General features: G+C 47.0%; 18 protein-coding genes and 1 other annotated feature. Of the genes, 6 read left to right on the top strand and 12 right to left on the bottom strand.

Features of this window, described 5'->3' with window-relative positions:
- Positions 1–380: 380 nt before the first annotated feature.
- The 7 genes from ACFTRD_RS02655 to ACFTRD_RS02625 all read right to left on the bottom strand — a co-directional run bounded on the left by ACFTRD_RS02655 (position 381) and on the right by ACFTRD_RS02625 (position 6,960).
- A complete protein-coding gene (locus tag ACFTRD_RS02655; RefSeq protein ID WP_192264737.1) occupies positions 381–1,937 on the bottom strand; it encodes a 2-isopropylmalate synthase in 1,557 nt (518 codons plus the stop codon).
- Between the two features lie 300 nt (positions 1,938–2,237).
- Positions 2,238–2,599, bottom strand: a binding site (T-box leader).
- Positions 2,600–3,138: 539 nt separating this feature from the next.
- Positions 3,139–4,194 (bottom strand): tRNA (adenosine(37)-N6)-threonylcarbamoyltransferase complex transferase subunit TsaD, encoded by a 1,056-nt coding sequence (gene tsaD, locus ACFTRD_RS02650; RefSeq protein WP_379377625.1) that lies wholly within the window; start codon positions 4,192–4,194, stop codon positions 3,139–3,141.
- Positions 4,191–4,712, bottom strand: a complete 522-nt coding sequence (gene rimI, locus ACFTRD_RS02645) for a ribosomal protein S18-alanine N-acetyltransferase (protein ID WP_113051825.1) — start codon at positions 4,710–4,712, stop codon at positions 4,191–4,193. The genes tsaD and rimI overlap by 4 nt, the downstream gene beginning before the upstream one ends.
- A gap of 241 nt (positions 4,713–4,953) precedes the next feature.
- On the bottom strand, positions 4,954–5,802 hold the full coding sequence (tsaB, locus tag ACFTRD_RS02640) for a tRNA (adenosine(37)-N6)-threonylcarbamoyltransferase complex dimerization subunit type 1 TsaB (RefSeq protein WP_379381133.1): 849 nt from the start codon (positions 5,800–5,802) through the stop codon (positions 4,954–4,956).
- Positions 5,802–6,287 (bottom strand): tRNA (adenosine(37)-N6)-threonylcarbamoyltransferase complex ATPase subunit type 1 TsaE, encoded by a 486-nt coding sequence (gene tsaE, locus ACFTRD_RS02635; RefSeq protein ID WP_192264733.1) that lies wholly within the window; start codon positions 6,285–6,287, stop codon positions 5,802–5,804. The genes tsaB and tsaE overlap by 1 nt, the downstream gene beginning before the upstream one ends.
- Before the next feature lie 194 nt (positions 6,288–6,481).
- Positions 6,482–6,658: an H-type small acid-soluble spore protein gene (locus tag ACFTRD_RS02630; RefSeq protein ID WP_192273232.1), complete on the bottom strand. Its 177-nt coding sequence runs from the start codon at positions 6,656–6,658 to the stop codon at positions 6,482–6,484.
- A 5-nt stretch (positions 6,659–6,663) separates the two neighbouring features.
- Complete coding sequence (locus tag ACFTRD_RS02625; protein WP_379377624.1) at positions 6,664–6,960, bottom strand: hypothetical protein; 297 nt, start codon at positions 6,958–6,960, stop codon at positions 6,664–6,666.
- Between the two features lie 199 nt (positions 6,961–7,159).
- Here ACFTRD_RS02625 and ku point away from each other — a divergent pair, with 199 nt between their 5' ends.
- The 5 genes from ku to ligD all read left to right on the top strand — a co-directional run bounded on the left by ku (position 7,160) and on the right by ligD (position 12,498).
- On the top strand, positions 7,160–8,071 hold the full coding sequence (gene ku, locus ACFTRD_RS02620; protein ID WP_379377623.1) for a non-homologous end joining protein Ku: 912 nt from the start codon (positions 7,160–7,162) through the stop codon (positions 8,069–8,071).
- A gap of 267 nt (positions 8,072–8,338) precedes the next feature.
- Complete coding sequence (locus ACFTRD_RS02615; RefSeq protein ID WP_379377622.1) at positions 8,339–9,211, top strand: VOC family protein; 873 nt, start codon at positions 8,339–8,341, stop codon at positions 9,209–9,211.
- Between the two features lie 195 nt (positions 9,212–9,406).
- Positions 9,407–10,504, top strand: coding sequence for a GerAB/ArcD/ProY family transporter (locus ACFTRD_RS02610; protein WP_379377621.1), 1,098 nt, complete (start codon positions 9,407–9,409; stop codon positions 10,502–10,504).
- Between the two features lie 64 nt (positions 10,505–10,568).
- On the top strand, positions 10,569–11,525 hold the full coding sequence (locus ACFTRD_RS02605; RefSeq protein WP_379377620.1) for an ATP-dependent DNA ligase: 957 nt from the start codon (positions 10,569–10,571) through the stop codon (positions 11,523–11,525).
- Between the two features lie 82 nt (positions 11,526–11,607).
- Positions 11,608–12,498 (top strand): non-homologous end-joining DNA ligase, encoded by an 891-nt coding sequence (gene ligD, locus ACFTRD_RS02600; protein WP_379377619.1) that lies wholly within the window; start codon positions 11,608–11,610, stop codon positions 12,496–12,498.
- A gap of 55 nt (positions 12,499–12,553) precedes the next feature.
- On the opposite strand, the gene ACFTRD_RS02595 is transcribed toward ligD, so the two are convergent.
- Both ACFTRD_RS02595 and cls read right to left on the bottom strand, forming a co-directional pair.
- Entirely contained in the window at positions 12,554–13,465 is a 912-nt protein-coding gene (locus ACFTRD_RS02595) for a YitT family protein (protein ID WP_379377618.1), read from the bottom strand.
- Positions 13,466–13,811: 346 nt separating this feature from the next.
- Entirely contained in the window at positions 13,812–15,251 is a 1,440-nt protein-coding gene (gene cls / locus ACFTRD_RS02590) for a cardiolipin synthase (protein WP_379377617.1), read from the bottom strand.
- Between the two features lie 375 nt (positions 15,252–15,626).
- Here cls and ACFTRD_RS02585 point away from each other — a divergent pair, with 375 nt between their 5' ends.
- A complete protein-coding gene (locus ACFTRD_RS02585; RefSeq protein ID WP_379377616.1) occupies positions 15,627–16,973 on the top strand; it encodes a hemolysin family protein in 1,347 nt (448 codons plus the stop codon).
- 146 nt (positions 16,974–17,119) lie between these two features.
- On the opposite strand, the gene ACFTRD_RS02580 is transcribed toward ACFTRD_RS02585, so the two are convergent.
- From ACFTRD_RS02580 to ACFTRD_RS02570, 3 genes are read right to left on the bottom strand one after another with little or no spacing between them, the layout of a single operon-like run.
- Positions 17,120–18,709 (bottom strand): alpha/beta hydrolase family protein, encoded by a 1,590-nt coding sequence (locus ACFTRD_RS02580; RefSeq protein WP_379377615.1) that lies wholly within the window; start codon positions 18,707–18,709, stop codon positions 17,120–17,122.
- 50 nt (positions 18,710–18,759) lie between these two features.
- The gene (locus tag ACFTRD_RS02575; protein ID WP_379377614.1) at positions 18,760–19,860 is read right to left on the bottom strand and encodes a DUF1648 domain-containing protein; all 1,101 of its coding nucleotides are present in this window, start codon (positions 19,858–19,860) and stop codon (positions 18,760–18,762) included.
- Positions 19,861–19,884: 24 nt separating this feature from the next.
- Positions 19,885–20,280 (bottom strand): GntR family transcriptional regulator, encoded by a 396-nt coding sequence (locus ACFTRD_RS02570; protein WP_379377613.1) that lies wholly within the window; start codon positions 20,278–20,280, stop codon positions 19,885–19,887.
- Positions 20,281–20,504: the final 224 nt, after the last annotated feature.

Here is a 20,504-nt window from a genome sequence, read left to right as displayed (position 1 = left end):
GATTACCCTCAATCTTATCCACAAGAAAGCAATATAGCAATCAACTTAATTGAGTTAATTATACGGCGGTAGAATAGCCTTTTCTGCATAAAAACCATATTTATCCACCAAGTTATCCACGTTATCCACAACTTTGTGGATATAAAGGGGGATCTCTATCCCCTAAAACCTTTATTTCCGAAAACATTACTGGTTTGGGTTTGATAGAGTTACCCACAAATTATCCTGAATATGTGGATAACTCTAATCACATCTTGACAAATCGATCCGTGTCTTCATATGTAATCTCCTTTAAAAGGACAAAAGCAGACCTCTTCATTCAAGGCCTGCTTCGCTCTTCTTTGTTAGCATAAAAAATTCTCTGAAAGGCTAATTGCTATTTATGCGTGCACAGGCTCATCACTCTCGGAAGATTCTGCCTTCAATCCAGCAGCATTACAAGCTGCTACATACGCCAGACCAGCAGCCATGACGATATCATTGTGCGTAGCGGTTCCTCTGAATTCACGTCCTGCCCGTTCCACGGTTACCGCAGCTTCTGCACTCGCAGCCTCTCCTCCGCTCAAGGCGTGCATCTCCATATCCACAAACGTAATATCATCTGAAATACTCTGCCCAATCGCACGGATGGTTGCATCTACCGGACCGCCGCCAACGGCAGAGTAAGATTGCTCTCCTGCGCTTGTTCGAATGCGAACGGCTGCCATTCGATCGGTCATGCTGCCTGCTGTTACCTGCAATTCAACCAGCTCATAATCTTGAGCAGGAATATTCATGGTCTGGCTAACCATCTGTAATAACTGATCATCACTGACCACTTTCTGTTGGTCGGCCGTTTCTTTAAATACCTCATACAGTTGTTCCATTTGCTGCTCATCCGGTTCAAAACCATATTTACGAACCCGGTCTTTCAAAGCGTGACGACCGGAGTGTTTGCCCAGAATAATCATGCTGCGCGGAATACCCAGCGCTTCCGGGTCCATAATTTCATACGTATTCCTGTTCTTGAGCAGACCATCCTGATGAATACCGGACTCGTGCTGGAAGGCATTCCGTCCTACCACCGGTTTGTTGTAGGCAATCGGGAAATGCATTGCACGGCTAATCTGACGCGATGTCTCATACATTTGGTTCAGTTTGATGTTCGTGGTTGCACCAATAGCGTCTCCACGTGTCTCCAAAGCCATAATCAGCTCTTCCAATGCACAGTTGCCCGTCCGTTCTCCTACACCGTTGATGGTTACTTCAATCTGGGAAGCACCGTTCGCAATCGCAGCCAGACTGTTAGCAACGGCAAGCCCCAAGTCATTATGACAGTGTGCGCTGTAACGAACCTTGTCTCCACCTCTTGCACCTTCACGTACCCGGCGGAACATCTCTCCATATTCATGCGGCAGCGCGTACCCGACCGTATCCGGCAAATTGATAACACTCGCTCCTGCTTCAATGGCCACTTCAACCATTTCAATCAGATCATCCATCTTCGTACGAGCCGCATCCATGGCGGTGAATTCCACAATATCTGTGAACTGACGCGCATAAGATACCATCTCCCGAGCGGTAGCCACGACTTCGCTGCGCGGACGGCGCAGCTGATGCTCAATATGGATATCCGAAGAGGAGATAAACAGGTGAATTCGGCGGCGTGCTGCGTCAGCCGTTGCTCGAACAGCTGCATCAATATCCCCCTTGACCGCACGTGCGAAACCGCAAATCTCAACGTTTTGCAGTTGTCTGGAAATCGCCTGAACCGCCGCAAACTCACCCGGACTTGAGATCGGGAATCCAGGCTCGATGACGTCAATGCCCAGAGAAGCCAATTGGTGTGCCAGTTCAATTTTTTGCTCAGGCTGCAAACTTGCTCCCGGTGCCTGTTCTCCATCACGCAGTGTTGTATCAAAAATCTCGATCATGCGTTTATTATTGTTCGTTGTCATATCCTTCAACCTCCATCAAATTTATAAAATGTTCATTGCATTGGAACCAGGCCAGATCCTTGCTTTTCACATGGCATGTTTTCGTATGTTTTTGTTCATCGTTGTGTTTGATCGGATATCCAGGCTCGCTACGTTAACCACTCACAACTCGGACATTACTCTAGACCTTATTCATGAACTTATTTCTGACATACAAGAGTGTACGTCGACTTACACTCTCTCAGTTCTTCTCATGCAGATTATTCATGCCCATCACCCACCCTGCTGCCGGCAGCAAACACAAATAACCCGCCATCTCATCTAAGAGACGGCGGGTTATTATCCCTCCGCGGTACCACTCTTGCTTGATGATCCAGGCTTGCGCCAGAGACCATCCACCTCGTCGTCTCCAATCATAAACATTGCCGCTGCGTACTGCGTACAAACCACACCGCACATACAACAGCTTATCCAGCTGGAGAAACACCCTGTAACGGAGGTTAGCCGTTACTGTGTAACGCATGACCCTTTCGTCCGCAAGGACAAATGGACGGAACATCGTCCCTCATGCTTCCACAGCTCTGTTCCCGGGCGAGATTCAAATGATATCAGCCACTGCGTCGCACCACCCCGCAGCTCTCTGAGCGCTTTGTCATTTTACTGCTCCCGTTCATTACATTTATCGTATATAACAACTGACCCATAACCAATACAACAACGGATTGATAACCAATACCATTTTGAAAATCAAAAAAGCCTGCCATCTCCTGCAATATTGCAAGAGACGACAGGCTGTTCACCTTCGCGGTACCACTCTTGTTGACTTCGTTTCCTTTGAGCTGATCCTGTATGCGTCCATACCGTTATCATTGCCCAAAGTGACAAAAGCCCCCTCAGTTATCGTTGATTTCCTACCGATATGTCATCCGTATTCCATCAACAACGGCCCATTCACGGAGGCAACCCGTAACCATGTACTTTGGGCCATCATCGGCCTTCGGCTTCTCCCGGGGAGTTACCGTGTTCCATCGTTCCGCTTCCAGGTGAGTTTCAGGTTTCCTTCGACTGCGTTGCACCACCCCGCAGCTCTCTAAGACCGGGAATTACCCTACTGTTCCTGTTCATCGCGTTTACAATTCAGGAATCTGAATTCCTGTTTAAATTTGTAACTAATATACATTCTTCACATCTGGCTGTCAAGTCTTAATGTGTATGAATCATTCTATAGCGATTGAACAGACCATGCCTCAAGTGAAAGTCCAGGATCTGCTTTGGCATCGAATTCCGAGATTTCTCCCCGCTGCCATTTCAAATACGCCGCAGCTCCAATCATCGCAGCATTGTCGGTACAATACTCCATCGGCGGGATCAGCAATTCAAGCCCTTCCTTCGCACAACGCTCCTGCAAAGCTGAACGCAAACCCCGATTTGCTGCAACGCCACCGCATAACAACAATTGACGCGATCCATACTCACGGACAGCCCGCACTGCCTTCTCTACCAGCACTTCGACGACCGCTTCCTGGAAGCCCCGGGCCACAGCAGATGGTTCAAGCGTTTCTCCGCGCATTTTGGCTTGATTCAGAACATTCAGTACAGCAGACTTCAGACCGCTAAGACTGAAATCATACGAATCTGCTTCAAGCCAGACACGCGGCAAAGGTACCGCCTGCTCTGCTTCAGCAGCCATCCGGTCCACATGCGGTCCTCCCGGGTAGGGACAGCCCAGGGCCCGTGCCACTTTGTCGTAAGCCTCGCCTACAGCATCGTCACGCGTACGACCGATCAGTTTGAACTTGCCTTCGGATTCCATATGCACAAGCTCGGTATGACCACCCGAAACCACCAATGCCATCGCTGGATATTGCAGCTCCTGGGTAAGTCTGTTGGCATAGATATGTCCCGCAATATGATGTGTGCCAATGAGCGGCTTGCCAAGAGCCATAGCCATGGTTTTGGCCGCTACAATGCCGACCAGCAATGCACCTACCAGTCCAGGCCCTTGCGTGACGGCAATCGCGCTCAGATCACGCGGATGGATACCGGATTGTTCAATAGCCTGTTCCAGCATCAATGTAATGACTTCAACGTGTTTGCGCGAAGCCACTTCAGGCACAACCCCGCCAAATGCCTTATGCGTCTCAATCTGGCTGGAGATCAGATTGGACAGCACTTCCCGTCCATCCTTGACTACCGCTACGGACGTTTCATCACAGCTTGTCTCCACAGCCAATATATAAGATGGTGCTGAACTTATCTTTTCATTGAAATCCTTCATGAATCCGTTACGCTTCCTTCCTCTTCGCCGCTCCGGCTCGCAGGCGGCAAATTCGCCCACATAATCATCGCATCCTCCCCATTGTCGGAGTAGTATCCTTTGCGAAGACCTGCCGATTCAAACCCTTTTTTCTGATACAAGCTCTGGGCAATTCGATTCGAAACCCGGACTTCCAGCGTCATTCGTTCCATCCCGAGATAAGCCGCCGTTCTCATCAATTCGTCCAGCAGCTTCTCGCCGAGCTTGCGCCCACGATAAGCTTCCCTGACTGCAATATTGGTAATGTGGGCTTCATCCATGATCGTCCACATACCAGCATAGCCAATTGCTGTTCCTTCCAGTTCCATGACCATGTATTTAGCAAAATGATTGTGTGTCAATTCATTCTGAAACGCTTCTTCCGTCCAGGGCAGGGTGAAGGCCTCATGTTCAATAATCATTACATCGGGAATATCATCCAGAGTCATGAACCTGAACTGAAGGGCTGCTTCCTGCTCGTCATTCTCCACGTTGTCCATCCGCTTCCCCTCCCCTTTTAGTGCGTGTTCAAAAAAGACCGGTTTTCAGTACCGAGAAGATGGGGTGAAGCTAGAAATGGAGTAGCCGAACGTAGGGAAAACTACGTGAGCAACTACAATGTTTCCGAAGGAAACATACTTCACAAGCATCCCACTTATTTCGGCTGAATTTCATATTCGATGCTGATGATGCCACTAGGCATCCTTCGTAATCACAAGCGGACTTTTTGAACAACCTCTTTTAGCCTTTGCGCAGCAGGTTGGCTTCTGCTTCAGCCAGCTGGGTGTAGTTGGGCACGAGCGCATGCACGTCATCCCGCTGACCTGCAAGCAGCGCCTCGGCGCCGAGGCGCCCAACCCAGCGGCCCTCCAGCTCATAGGGTACGAGCTGGAGCGCCGTTCCTGCTGGGCAGCGAAGCTCAGCCGCTGCCGCCGCATGTGGGCCCGTCTCGCCGACAATCCAGACGGCAGCGGGCCGCTCTTCCGGCGCCGCCTCCGCCATGCGGACGGCGAGGGCTTCCAGCCATCCGTCCACCAGACGGATGGCATCGGGTGCCAGCCGCCGGGGCGCAGCGCTCCCGGCGGAGGCAAACAGCGCGGTATAGGCCTGACCGCGCCGCGCATCCACAAGCGGAACGATCCAGTGGACAGGGGCGGCACCCGTGCCGCCCTGGTCCGCGGATGGCGTTCCGCCAGCCCCGGCTGCGGCATCCTCTGCCGCAGCTTCAGCCTTGGCCGCGTGGCCGCTGTGCCAGCCGCCCCAGGCCAGAGCCTGAAGGCTGGACACTCCGGCAACGGGGATGTCCCACGCCCAGGCCAGCGTCTTCGCCGCGGTCACCGCAATGCGGATGCCCGTGTACGATCCCGGGCCAATGCCGACAGCAATGCCGTCCAGCTGTCCCGGCTGCGTGCTGCTGGCTTCCAGCAGCTGCTCCATTACAGGCACAACGTGCACCGAGTGATTGCGTTCTGCCCGTTCATTGCGTTCTTCCAGAAGGGCGTGATCTTCCATTACCGCGGCTGCCATCACCGCAGTCGAGGTATCCAACGCCAAAAACCGCTGACGCGGCTTTTTTTGTAAATCTTCCATCATCTTATGACTCCATTCTGTCTGAACTGTCGGCATATAGCAGCGTAAGTCTCGCCATACCCATCCAGTGTAATCGTTCGATCCTCCGGGCCTGTCGTCTCCATCTGCACATGCAAATGTTCTTGCGGGAGCAGTTCGGGAATGATACTCGACCACTCCACCAGGCTGACTCCGGCTCCATAGAAATACTCATCCAGCCCAAGCTCGTCTGCTTCTTCCAGTGAAATGCGATAGACATCCATGTGATACAAGGGCAGACGCCCTTCGTATTCCTTGATCAGTGTAAACGTGGGACTGTTGACCACATCACGTACACCCAAATGCCAGGCAAACTTCTGTGAAAATGCCGTTTTGCCCGCACCCAGATCACCGTCCAATGCAATCACCATGCCGGCGGTTGCCTGTTCAGCGAGTGCGGACGCAAGTACTTCTGTATCTGCAATGCCATGGGAGTAATACACCCACTGCTCATGCGTCTGATTCAATATACGCCCCACCTTTGGCGGTCAAGCCGCCTGAGTTCACTTTGAACTTTATTATATCGGTCCCTTTCTTCCCCCGCAACATGGAAGGATCGGAAGCAGAATGGAAGCTGACCTCACGTCACAGGAACGACAAATAAACCGGCACCCTGCGGCACCGGCTATGCTTGAACATCTTTAAGTCTCTTATGTTTCTCTTATTCTTCCAAACGGTCTACACGTACTGTTTGGGTATTCCCCGGTCTGCTGCCTACCTGCACCGTTGCCATACCGTTCGCTTCATCCACATTTTCAATCCAGACGGGATCTCCTTCCAGCGTAACTGCAATCGTATCCTTGGAATCAAAAATGGCTTTTGCGCGTTTCACATCCATCATCATTATTCATACTCCCCTTCCGGATCATCATGAGATTCACGAACCATGCTATCTGTTGTACTATCACCAATATAACCGTTATCTTCCGTAACTTGTCCCCCGCCCAGTCCCTCATTCACCATGCGGTCAATGTCCAGCATGAACGACTCCCGGTCAAGCGGCAGCTCTTCTGAGGTGATGGCCTCCCAGTTGACCGCTGTTGCCGGCGTATGAAAATCCTCAGACTCTTCCGAGTCGGCACGGGGATACGGGGAGAACGTGTGGGCATGAGCTTCGGCTTCATCTCGTTTGTTCTTCAAAGGTGCACCTCCTGACGTGGTACGTACTAGTTGCAGCATCATCCCTCATAATGGTTAGCATTTCACATGCAGACTGGGGGATGTTTCTGTTATCATCCCCCAGTCTGTCTGAACCATACAGTTCCTTGGAAATACGGTTATCCCGTCCGTCAGATGCCTATACTATTGAAAAAAAGGTTCACGGAAAGGAGCCGCCCTCATGCATACGGTCTGGAAAGGTGCTATCAGCTTTGGTCTGGTTCATGTGCCTGTCAAAATGTTCTCGGCTACCGAAGACAAAGATATCTCCATGCGTTATATTCACAAAGTCTGCGGCAGCCCACTCGCTTATGTACGCAAATGTCCTTCCTGCGAGGTTGAGGTTCAATGGGAAGAAATCACCAAAGGATATGAGTATGAAAAAGGCAAATTCGTCTTGTTTGAGAAAGATGAGCTCGAGGCTTTAAATGATTCCAGCAGTAAAACCATTACCATTCTGGATTTTGTGGATTTAACCGAGATTGATCCGATCTATTTTCAAAAAACGTACTATCTCTCCCCCGATCAAGCGGGAGGTAATGCCTACCAATTATTAATGACGGCCATGCGAGATACCGGCAAGATCGGCATCGCCAAAATATCCATTCGTTCCAAGAGCAGTCTGGCTGCGATCCGTGTACTGGAAGACTGCATCTCCATGGAAACCATTTTCTATCCCGACGAGATTCGTCCCGTCTCTCAGGTTCCCAACCTGCCTGAGGTTTTGAATGTGAACGAAAAGGAACTGACGATGGCAAAACTGTTGATTGACCAGTTATCGACCCCTTTCGAACCTGGTAAATATACAGACGACTACCGTGCCAAACTGCTGGATCTGATCAATCACAAAGTGGCAGGCGAAGAGATCAAAATTGCCCCGGCCAAACCGGAAGCCAATGTTATGGATCTAATGGCTGCGCTGCAAGCAAGTATCGAAGCAGTGAAGCCCATTCCTGCCGACCCTGGAACTACTACTGCCAAACCCAAGAAACGTGCTCCGAAAAAAACGGCCGAACAGGCAACCGCTGTGGGTGACACTGAAGCTCCTGCTCCTGTCAAAAAAAAGAAAGCTGCTTCCAAGCCCAAAGTATAAGTTATCGAAGCTGCCGAACCATAAAGAGATTTGCTTTACTCCATATCCAACTTTGGAGATCCGGCCATATGCCGGATTTTGTTTTGCATGGAAAATTCGATTGACGAAAGTTGGTTTATATTTTATATTAACTTATGAAAAGTAACTCATTTATAAATATACAGTTCCCTTTACTTTGATATGAATCTATTCCGCATAATAGCTCTATTTCATGACCTATGAGAGAACCAGCCTATACCAATAAACTCTTTTCAGGAGGAAACCATTATGACTTCTACTTATCAAATTCCTGCTACAACCCATCTGGGTGAAGTAAGCCTGCGAATCAGCAATCTGGAGCGATCCATTCAATTTTATACTACGATTGTCGGACTGGAGGTGCTTGAACGCAGCGAAAAAGTCGCTACAATGACAGCCGATGGGGTGCATTCTCTCCTGCGCCTTGAGCAGTTAACGGATGCAGTGACGATGCCTGTTCGCTCCACTTCTGGCCTGTACCACTTTGCCATCCTGCTGCCTGACCGCAAGTCATTGGGCCTTGCCCTCCGTAATCTCGCTGAATCCGGTATCGAAATTGGCCAAGGAGATCATCTGGTCAGTGAGGCGTTCTATATTTCCGATCCGGACCAGAACGGAATTGAAATCTATGCGGACCGTGCACGGGACACCTGGAAGCGCGATCCAGATAATAACTACATTATGTCGAGTGATCCCGTTGACGTGGAAAGTCTGTTTGCTCTAGCCGCGAACGAGCCGTGGCAGGGCCTGCCTGCCGGAACGGTCATCGGCCATGTTCATTTCCATGTGCGGAGTCTGGAAGAGTCACGTCGTTTCTATACAGGTGTACTTGGTTTCGATATCGTGGGCAACTTCGCCAACATGTCTGCCCTGTTTGTTTCCGCAGGCGGATATCACCATCACATCGGGCTGAACATCTGGGCTGGTAACGGCGCACCTGTGAATCCGGACAATGCTACAGGGATTGACTACTTTACCATCGTCTACTCGGGAATTGAGCAATTAGAGCAGGCTGTGGAGCAACTGCGCCAATCAGGTGCAACTCTAGAACAACAAGGTGACAGCTGGTTTACTGTAGATCCGCAAAATATCCGTATTCTCCTTACTACAACGAGTCATTAAGGTGAATTCCAAGTCCCTCCGAAGCTTATGAAGCGAATCAAGTCCCCCACATACCTAATTTGGCCCAGATCCTGTCCTCTCCATGTACCATTGGAGCAGACAGTCGCCTGGGCTTTTTGCATGCCTATTTATAAAACTGGAGAAATTGGTGCATCCTATCCAAATACCCGGATACACATGCGAAGGAGAAGCCATATGATTGAAAAGGGGCGTTTAACTGTCAGACAACTGGCTTCACTGATGTTCTTATGTACCATCGGTGAGCAGATTATCGTCTTCCCCTCGATGATCACCTCATATGCACATCAGGATGCATGGTTGTCCGCCTTATTGGGTGTTGCTGGAGGAACCGGGGTAATATCCATTATGCTCATTACATACAAGCTGCAGCCCCGGATGAATCTGATTCAACATGTACTGCAAACGCTGGGACCCTGGATCGGTGCCTTCTTCAGCTGTTTTTATTTATTCTATTTTCTGATGGGTACCTCCACGTTCATAAGAGAAATCGGTGATTTCATGACGACCCAGATCCTGCCTGAATCACCGCTCATGATTGTGAATTTGCTCTTTCTTTGCACTCTTGTCTGGGGACTTTTCTCCGGGCTGGAACCCATAGGCAGAAGTGCTGAGGTGTTCCTCCCCTTGATCGTGCTGTTTCTACTTATATTAACGGTCTGTCTGTTCCCGCATTCACATGTGAGTAATATCAAGCCTGTCCTTGCACAAGGCCTTCTCAATCCCTTCAAAGGCTTTGTCGCTGTGCTTACCTATCCTTATTGTGAATTGTGCATCTTTCTTATGCTTTTTCCGTATGCCAAAAAAGAACCACATTGGGAAAGGGATATCCTCCTGGTAGCCATTATAGGCGGATTGATGCTTACCTTGACTCTAGCCATCTGTCTTCTGGTCATGGGACCATTCATGACAGAGCACCACTGGTTCGCAGCATTCAATCTGTCGCTAAAGATCAACATAGGCAACTTTTTGCAGCGAATCGAGGCCTTTATGGCGTCCGTCTGGATTATTGCCGTCTTTTTCAAGAGCGTTCTGTTCTTTTACAGCTTTATTCTCGGAATCACGCATCTCTTCCGGTTGTCCAGTTATCGTCCACTCATTTTGCCTGGTGGCTTGTTGATTCTGGCTCTGTCCATTCTTATCGCTCCCAATGAAACTTTCTATCTCAAGGAGGTTATACCCTATTGGTTGGATTGGGATCTGACGTGTGGTATCGGAATTCCCCTGCTGCTCATAACGATGCATAAATTGAAAGCCCGTTTGCGAAAGGGTTAGCTTGAGCAATTCAACCTGGAGGATCATCTCCGGGCAGATTTAACATTAGAAAGGAGTATAGTACATGTTCAATCCCGTGGTTCCTTTTGAACCCGTATCCCGGGATGTTATCCCTGCCGGAGAAAACTGGATTGCCCAGATCAAATGGGATGGAGTCCGCATGCTTGCTTACGAAGATGGGCATAGTATTCAGCTAATCAACCGCAGGCTGCACAATCGAACAGCACAGTATCCCGAACTGGTCCTGCCACGTAATCTGTGCTCAGTCCCTTCCTATATTTTGGACGGAGAGGTTATTGCTCTTGACCCGGATACAGGGAAGCCGTCCTTTTACCACGTCCTCCGGCGGGATCGCATGAGCAGACCGGATGGCATCGCCCAGGCTGTAAACCAGATTCCGGTGACTTATATGGTGTTTGATATTCTGTTTTGCGATGGAGTCTGGGTCACAGATCAGTCTCTCGCCAATCGCCAGCGTTTGCTTCATCAAGTACTGAATCCTGCTCCCCACGTTCAGGAGGTGACCACTACGTCAGATGCCGACGCTCTGCTCACTGTCATGAGGCAACACCAGATGGAGGGGATTGTATGCAAAGACCTTTCCAGTACCTATGGAATCAACGGCAAAGACTCACGCTGGCAGAAGGTTAAGATTATGCACGATCTGTATGCCATGATCGGAGGCGTTACCTACCGCAGCGGGATCGTGAATGCAATTGCAGTCGGTGTATATGATGGGCCCAACTTTGTCTATATTGGTCATGTTGGCACAGGTAAGCTGAACTCGGACACTTGGCGTGAGCTAACCGAAAAAGTGAAACCGCTCATTCGCAAGGACAGACCGTTTCATAACGAGCCGGAACGAAGCGCAGAGACAACATGGATAGAACCACGACTCGGAGTCAAAGTGCAGTTTATGGAACTGACACACCATCGGACATTACGTCACCCCAGTATCCAGACTTTTGCTTCCGTAACCCCTGAGGAGTGTCAAGCCAGTCAGCTTATTTTTGAACGTTAGTTCCATATTCAATCTGCCCTGGAAAAACAAATGCAATTTAGCTATCTGATACGAGCGTTGTTCACCACAGGAGGTGTTCTGCATGGCCCATAAGGTAAAGGGCACCATAACGATTCATGGAATGGAACTCACCGTGACCAATCCGGAAAAAATGCTATGGCCCGAAGCAGGTGTAACCAAGGCCCTCTATTTGCAAAAGTTGGCTGCACTGGCACCTTATCTACTTACCTACACCCAAAATCGGCTTCTCACCACGATACGTTATCCACATGGTGCAGGCGGTGAATTTTTTTATCAGAAAAATGCCCCTGAACCTGTTCCTGATTTTGTGCGGACTGAAATGCATGAGGGAATACGATACGTGGTGATGAACGAACTTCCAGACCTGTTATGGCTTGGTAATCTTGCCGCCCTCGAGTTTCATCCTTCCCTGCATGCGGTAGGCAGCCATCTGCCCTGCGAGTGGATGATTGATCTGGATCCATCCCAGGAAGAGGAACCCCGCATCATGCAGGCAGCTCTGATCGTGGGGGAAACACTAACTTCTCTTGGTTTGAGATCGGTACCGAAAACCTCTGGTGCCACAGGTGTGCAAATTATTGTTCCCATTCGTAAAGGTGTAACCTTTGATGAATTGAGGGATATCGGTCATTTTGTAGGTAAATACGTCACTCAGAAACATCCGGATCTATTTACACTGGAGCGACTCAAAAAAGATCGGGGTGACCGTATTTATTTTGATTACCTTCAGCACTACGGAGGCAAGACACTTGCAGCTCCCTATACGCCGCGCGCCAAATCTGGCGGCACTGTCTCCACCCCGCTCACCTGGGATGAAGTTCGTAACAACGTTTCGATCAAGGATTATCACCTCATGAACATCGTGGAACGCCTGACGCAGACGGGAGATTTGATCGCAGCAGTCGAGCCCCAGCCTGTTGAGCTGATTATCCAGCATTTAAAACAAAAATAGCCGACTCCCTCATCACAAGGGTGTCGGCTATTATCATTCATGCGTATATACATCGCTAATGGATACCTTTTTTCTTGAAACGTCCGCCCTTCACGTCATGAATGTTACCGATTGCCACAAAGGCTTGCGGGTCCCAATCTTCAACGATGGACTTGAGTTTGGCTTCTTCCAGGCGAGTGATGACAACAAAGATGATCTTTTTCTCGTCCCCGCTGAATCCGCCCTCTCCATCCAGGAAAGTTACCCCACGACCAAGACGGTCTGTCAGGGCTGAACCGATATCACGATACTTTTCACTAATGATCCATACCGATTTGGACTGATCCAGTCCTTCATTCACGATATCAATCATCTTCATCGCAATATAATATGCAATCATGGAATACAGGGCATTCGGCCAACCGAATACAAATCCTGCACCTGCGAAAATAAATACGTTAATGAACAGTACAATCTGTCCTACAGACAATGGCGACTTCTCACTAAGCAGGATGGCCACAATCTCCGTACCGTCCAGTGAACCACCAGACCGAATAACGAGTCCAACACCGACACCCAGGATCAATCCGCCAAATACAGCTCCGAGCAAAGGCTCCCCTGGTGTTAATGCAGGAACATGGTGCAATAACGAAGTCCCAATGGACATGACGACGATCCCCAGCAATGTGGATAACGCAAATGTTTTACCAATCTGCTTGTAACCCAGAATCAGGAAAGGCAAGTTGAGCAAGGTCAGGAATACGCCGAGTGGCAGATTTGTAAGTTCTGACACCATAATTGAAATACCCGTAATCCCACCATCAATAACACCATTCGGTACGAGAAACACTTCAAGCGATACAGCCATTAGTGCAGCACCGATCAGGATCATCACAATACGTTGCAGCAGCTTTAATGTAAACACCGAGCTTTTGACCCCGCGGTCAGCTTGCTTGGCTGTTAGTTCTTTCACCGTTACATTGGACATGGTATCCCCCCCGTTAAATCAGTGTGTGAATCCATTTCATAAATCATTTAAGTACCTAGAGGGACTTCAGCATATAGAAGAACAATATCGTTCCGATTCTATACGCACCCTGCATTAAAAGCACCTAAAGGCTATATGAAATGTATTCAAGTATGTCTTAATTCCGGTTGACACTTTCAAAAGAGAGCAAAAGGGAGCCTGTTTTCCCGCAGACTCCCCTCCTTCGCCAAGACATAATTTATATAACTATTATATCATAAAAGATCAAATTTGAGCAAAATAGTTAGCAAAAAGAAGATAAATTCACAAAAAGTGAATTTATCTTGAGAAATTGGCCCTAAAACGGCTAAAGCAGCGGAGAAAGCATGCGGGAAAGCATTTCGGCCCCTTTTTGCCATCGAGAACGCTCCTGGAACACCTTCACATTAATCTGACTGCAATCATCCAAATCCCGCTCAAAGTCTTCTGTGAGTCGTTCCATGGATGATGCCTCAAACAACACTGCGGTCAACTCAAAATTACAGAAAAAACTGCGCATATCCATATTGGCTGTACCTACCGTCGCAAGCAAATCATCCACAATCAAAACCTTGGCATGTACGAAACCTTTACGGTATTGATAAAATTTTACTCCGGCTCGTAATAATTCTTCGACATAAGATAACGAGGCCAGATGGACAAGCCGGGAATCCGATTGATACGGGATGATAATCTTTATATCGACCCCGCTGACGGCAGCTGTCTTGATCGCTTCATACAGAGCAGGGTCTGGTATAAAATAGGGTGTTGTAATGTATATGCGTTCGGACGCGACGGAAACCGCACCAAAGCACATTTCCTGAATAGCATCCCATTCCTGGTCCGGCCCGCTGGCCAGAACCTGAATTCTTTCTTTTCCGCTGCAAATATGGGGCGGGAACAGCGCTGTCAGCTGAGGTTCCGTAATCTGCTCGCCGGAGGCCAGTTTCCAGTCATTCAGGAACGTATTTTGCAGAAAATATACGGCATCCCCTTCAATCTGCACATGGGTATCCCGCCAAAATCCAACATCGGGATATTGCCCGAGGTAATCATCTCCAACATTCATTCCACCCACAAATCCAATCTTTCCGTCCACCACAACAATTTTACGGTGGTTTCGGTAGTTAACCCTCCGATCAATTGTTGCAATAAGCGGTGGAAGAAAGTAATGGAACTCTACGCCAGCATCCTGTAATTTGCGGATAAAGCTCCCGCTCATTTTATGGCTGCCCAGTCCGTCGCATATGAACCGCACGTTGACGCCTTCTTTTGCTTTACGGATCATGACTTCCTGAAACTTTGTACTGATAACGTCATCACGGAAAATATAAAATTCAACATGGAGATGATGCTCTGCCTGTTCCATCGCCTTCAGCATGGCTGCAAATGCCTCTTCACCGTTTGTTAATACTTTACTCTTGTTGCAGCCCGTAATCGGACTCTCGGACAGGTGTGACAGCAGGTTAAACAAACGATGCTGATGGATGTATCGGCTGTCCGGCATCTGACTGGCATTCTCGATAATATGGGCCTGTTCCCAGATCGTTTCCCGTATTTCCCGAAAGATTCGCGACCCGCCTTTACGGACTTTCTTACGTTTGCTGTAATCCTGCGCCACAAAATAATACACAACGAAACCGATCAAAGGCACACAAATTAAAATAAACAGCCATGCCACAGCTTTCGCTGGATTACGGAATTCCAGCAAGAGAATGGTGGCTGCCTGAAAAATAAATATGAGCAGTATAATGACCAGCCAAAACATTCGGCTTCCCCCTCATGGCAAGGTTCAATCTTGCCGTTCTCTCTCACTACATCAGCTTTGACGATAAAGCCTTTAACTAATCATAGATACCCAATGTTAGCCCCTTTCGTAACGTTTGCTCAGATAAAGTTTTACATCCGAACCTCAGTTACCTATGGTGATCAGCAGGTCATTCCATGCTCTGTCGGTGTATATTCTGACTGTGTTATCTTCTACATATTATTATTTCAAGTCAGCAAATTAGCAGTATCACGCACTTTTGAGCAACTCCGCTTCCAGACTCTTCCTGTTTTCTTCATCGGGAGGTGGTCTTCTTACGTAAAATTAGATATAATATTCGTTAAAAACTTATTACTTAAAGGAGAAGACTAGTTAATGGACAGTGAGAGGTATGCGTTAAATTTAGTATTGGTTGCGATTTTGATAGGATTTTCGGCGTTTTTTGTTGCAGTGGAATTCGCACTGGTGAGGATTCGTCCGAGCCGGATCGACCAAATGATTGCGGAAGGAAACAAGCGTGCCTTGGCTGTCAAACAAGCCGTTGCCAACCTGGACGGATATTTGTCTGCCTGTCAGTTGGGTATCACGATTACATCACTGGGACTGGGCTGGCTGGGTGAACCAACGGTTGAGAAAATTCTCCACCCTGTGTTTGAAAGCATGAACATACCTGAGGCTGTTTCTTCATTCTTATCGTTTGTTATTGCGTTTGTTGCCATCACGTATTTGCATGTGGTCGTTGGTGAACTTGCCCCCAAAACGATTGCAATCCGCAAAGCCGAAGCCGTTGCTCTGCTGACGTCTACACCTATCATCTGGTTTAACCGAATTATGTATCCTTTTATCTGGCTGTTAAACAGCTCAGCGAATCAACTGGTCAAGTTGTTCGGAATCAAACCTGCATCAGAACATGAAGATGCGCATTCGGAAGAAGAATTACAGATTATTATCAATGAAAGCTTTGAGAGTGGAAAGATCAACCAGGCCGAGTTCGGATATGTAAGCCGGATTTTTGCTTTTGATGAGATGCTTGCCAAAGAAATCATGGTACCCCGGACTGATATGGTCTGCCTTTATGTAAATAGATCAAACGAGGAAAATCTGGATATTATCCGACAGGAACAATATACCCGTTTTCCGGTTGTAAATGAGAGCAAAGACGATATTATCGGTATCATTAATACCAAACAATTTTTCTTGGAGTTATACGGAAACGACGAACCTGTCGATCTGTCTTCCCTGATTCAGCCGGTATCCGCTGTTCACGAAACGACCCCGGTCAAGGATCTGCTTAAGAAGATGCAGAAGGATGGCGTGCATATTGCCGTGCTGGTCGATGAGTATGGAGGAACTTCCGGAATTGTAACCATTGAGGATGTGCTTGAGCAGATTGTTGGTGAGATCCGCGACGAGTTCGACGCAGACGAAGTGGAAGATATTCAGGTCATCAATGAGAACTACGTGATTATGGACGGCAAGGTATCCTTGTCCAAGGTAAATGACATGTTTATGTCCCACCTGGATGCTGATGAATGGGATACCATTGGTGGATGGCTCTATAGTCATCGCCCAGAGATGAATGAACAGGAAGAATATGAGTTCGAGAATCTGACCTTCGTTTTGCTGGAAAAAGACAAGAATCGTTTCTACAAAGTGGCCGTTGTTCCTAAAGAACCATTGACCATGTCTGATTACACCGATGAAGACGAGAAAGAGGCCTAATTGGCCTAAATAAAGCAATTTCATATATAATAAGAAGAGCACTTGCCTACATTGGTAAGTGCTCTTCTTCTTCTTATTATTTCTCGCTCCAGGTGTCACTTCCCTATGTTATCACTCAACCAAGAATGAAACTTATCATCCCTTTTTTAGTTTGATTTTAATACCCACTTCGCAATATCATCGATAATGGCTTTAGAGACATTAGATGGCTCAGCGTACTCTTGACCAATCGAAAGTCCATCAAAGCTAGATAAAATATGATTTACCTTTGGATAGCTTTTGTACGTTACATTGGAATGATCTTGAAGAGCCGATTTCCAGTTTTGGAATTGATTCATAGACACTTGCACATCATTTTCACCTTGTATAATAAGCATAGGGGTATTTTGTATTTTAGCCAGTTCCGCAGGCACATAATCTCTCTGCTCAAACCACCAATAAGCAGGTTGAAGCGGAAACGCCTCAGGAAGATGATCTACAGAATATTTAGGATCTTTAACTATCGCAGCAACATTTTTATAAAATTCAGCTTGTCTTTTAATGATCTCCGTGTCTAAACCAAGCTGCTTCATCCGATCTACCAATTCGTCCTGCTGCTCGGTAAGCACATCCACAAAGCTACTACTTGGTGCAGCAAGTAGAATACTTCCTGCAATATCATGTTGTTTATCCTCAGCAATGATCAACGGTAATGCAAACCCGCCTTGACTATGTCCAGCTACATAAATCGCTGTAGAATCAATATGTGTATTCTTTTTAAGTAATTCTACTGCATCGGTTACCTGATCCACACTTTCTTGTTTTAATGTGAATTTAGGCTGTGAAGCTACCTTATAGGTATGCTCATATGTGACCTTATCGTATCTTAATACAGCAACTCCTTTTGAAGCCAAGCCCACAGCGAGATCGCGAAATGGCTTTGCACCACCAATGGCAGAATCTTGATTGTTGGGTCCAGATCCATGTACTAGAATTACAACCGGGAAAGGTCCATCACCCTTGGGTAAAGTTAATGTCCCTGGTAAAGCTAAATCACCCTGACCAACCGTAATGTCTTGTTCTGTATAGGCAGATGGGTCGTCGTAGCTTGGCTTTTGATACACATCTGGTGCAGCAGCGGCAATATACAAGTCATCCACAAACCCGTTATGATTCATTCTGACCGTAATATTTATACTAGTAAGCTCTGTCTTAAAAGTGTAGGTGACATTGCGATGCACTGTGTTATTTTCTACGTGTTTAGCTATGGCTTTATTTGTGATTTTACCATTTTGACCTTCTAATGCTGTCCATAACTGACTCAACAACGTAGGTGACAACACTCCACTCACCGAGGTATGAACATACTTCGCAGCTTCCTTGCCATCACCCTCACTTAAAAGTGAAATGAACATATCCTCAGGTGCTGCCTTCAGTGTCTCGGTAAGAAATCCCTCATCCATAAAGGTAACCCCTTTCGTTAACTGAACAGGATTGTCTAAGGGGATGACTTGCCCGTTCACAATCGCCTGTTTATCTCCTACCTTAACTACAATCGTAAGCTCGCTTTTTCGTATTGTGATTTCTCCTGTTTGTTGTTGCCAAGATACCTCTGCCCCATTCTTTGCTGCAATCTCACGAACAGGAACCAGATTTTCATGACCAGAAGGTTTCTCAGCAGCTGCTGAGATGGATGTTACCGGCAGGATAAGACATACGACAGTAAGAGAACATAATAACTTTTTCCAATTGTTCATCGTCATAACTCCTCCAAATCATTTTTATAATATGCATAGTCTATGAGCTTTTATTGGCTCAGAACTCTGCTTAAAACAACAATAGCAATGATGAATAACAACAGGACCCAAGATAGTGGACGGGCGAAGTTAATCGTCCAACCTATTCCATAACGTTTCTCTACAGTAAAAGAAGGATCATTGGCATTGAAGTAAATAAAACCAAGCTTCCAATAATCATCGTCATTCACAGGCTGCTCCTTAGATCGTTCGCGATCTTCCTGATGATTCCTAATCTTTCCACCGCCTTGTCTGCCTGTGAGAGACAGCAATATCGCGCCTAATAAGATCGCCACTGAGGTGATTAGACTAATCGCTGTTAACAAGACCTGATTAGGAACGAACATATTTATCTGAATGAAGGCAAATAAGATGGTAAGAAGCAAGCCTGTTATGATCGTAAATAGGGACCACTTACGGCGAAATCGGATATGTTCAGCAGCAAATTGGGCAGGATTAGATGGAGTAAGCTGTTGTTTGCTTGTTTTAATACTCCAGTTCACCAACATCATAAGTGCAATGATTCCTAGCTGTACAAGGTTAATAGCCAGTACCGAGAGATAGGTTTTGGGCACACTGGAAGTGACATTGCCCTGAAGATCATATTTCATTGGAATGACGTTAGGTAGTGACTTATAATTCAGGATCGAAATGATTGCAATAGCTACAATAATAGCAATGTGAATTAGAAACCAATAGTTGGAATAGGTGAGTTTATTTTGGCGGAAGGTGGTATCAATGTTAACCCTTTGAGGTGCTTCTACAGTTGGAAGTGTTCCCTTTATCTTTTTCATCTTGAAATGAAATAATATATGTAGTGCTGCCCAGTACACAATGAACATCATTGTGCACACACCGGTGATCATTGCGGTAGACTCTTCATTACCAGATCGGAGTAAATACAGACAGACAACTATAATCATCCCGTTTCCGATCAGACTTACAGTAGCAAACGTTCTCCGTAGCTTACGTAAGATGGATGTGTAGTAATTATATTCACTTACCGTAACCCCAAAGCTAATGGTTTCCCTTGTCACATATGGCGCAAAGGATAGAAGTAAGGCTAATGGAGCAAAGATTAATATGATAGGTAATACACTGAATAGCTGCATACATAACACACTCCTTTGATTCGTTTAATCCTTGTTGTGACCCATCTTTACATCATCATAAATTTGGTCTAATACCGCAGAAAGCTCCTCTTTGGTCATTCCTCGACATATCGCTTCGGCAATCATCGGTCTTAGTTCTCTTTGCTGCTTTTTCAAAAACTCATCCGTTAAATCAGGCATTCCATCAGGGTTTACTACAACTCCCTTTTGTCTATGAATTAGAATGTATCCATCCTGCTTGAGTAATGTATAAGCCTTATTGACCGTATGAAGGTTAACACCAATATCTGCTGCCAAATTCCGAACCGAAGGTAGCGCCTCACCTAGTTGTAGCTCACCACTAGCAATGCCTTCGATAATTTGATAAACCAATTGCGAATAGATGGGAAGTTCGGATTGCATATCAAGTTGAATAATCAAGAGTTCACCTTCTTTTTGTCATCTGTTATATACCAAGTATAACAGGTATAACACGAATGAGCAATAAGCATGAAAATAATGAAGTGTGAGTACAAGGGGGATTGACTCAGGAGTTTATATCACGAGGATATGAGTTATTTTGGCTCACCCACATTTTGAGTAGCCTATTATGAATAAAGCCGCATATCAATCGCGAGGGCAAGCTTACCTGACCCTTCACCATT

The organism is Paenibacillus sp. NPDC056933 (genome assembly GCF_042674385.1).
Classification (GTDB): domain Bacteria; phylum Bacillota; class Bacilli; order Paenibacillales; family Paenibacillaceae; genus Paenibacillus.
Note: the sequence above shows the minus strand (reverse complement) of the source record. Positions and strands in the feature narration are given on the sequence as shown.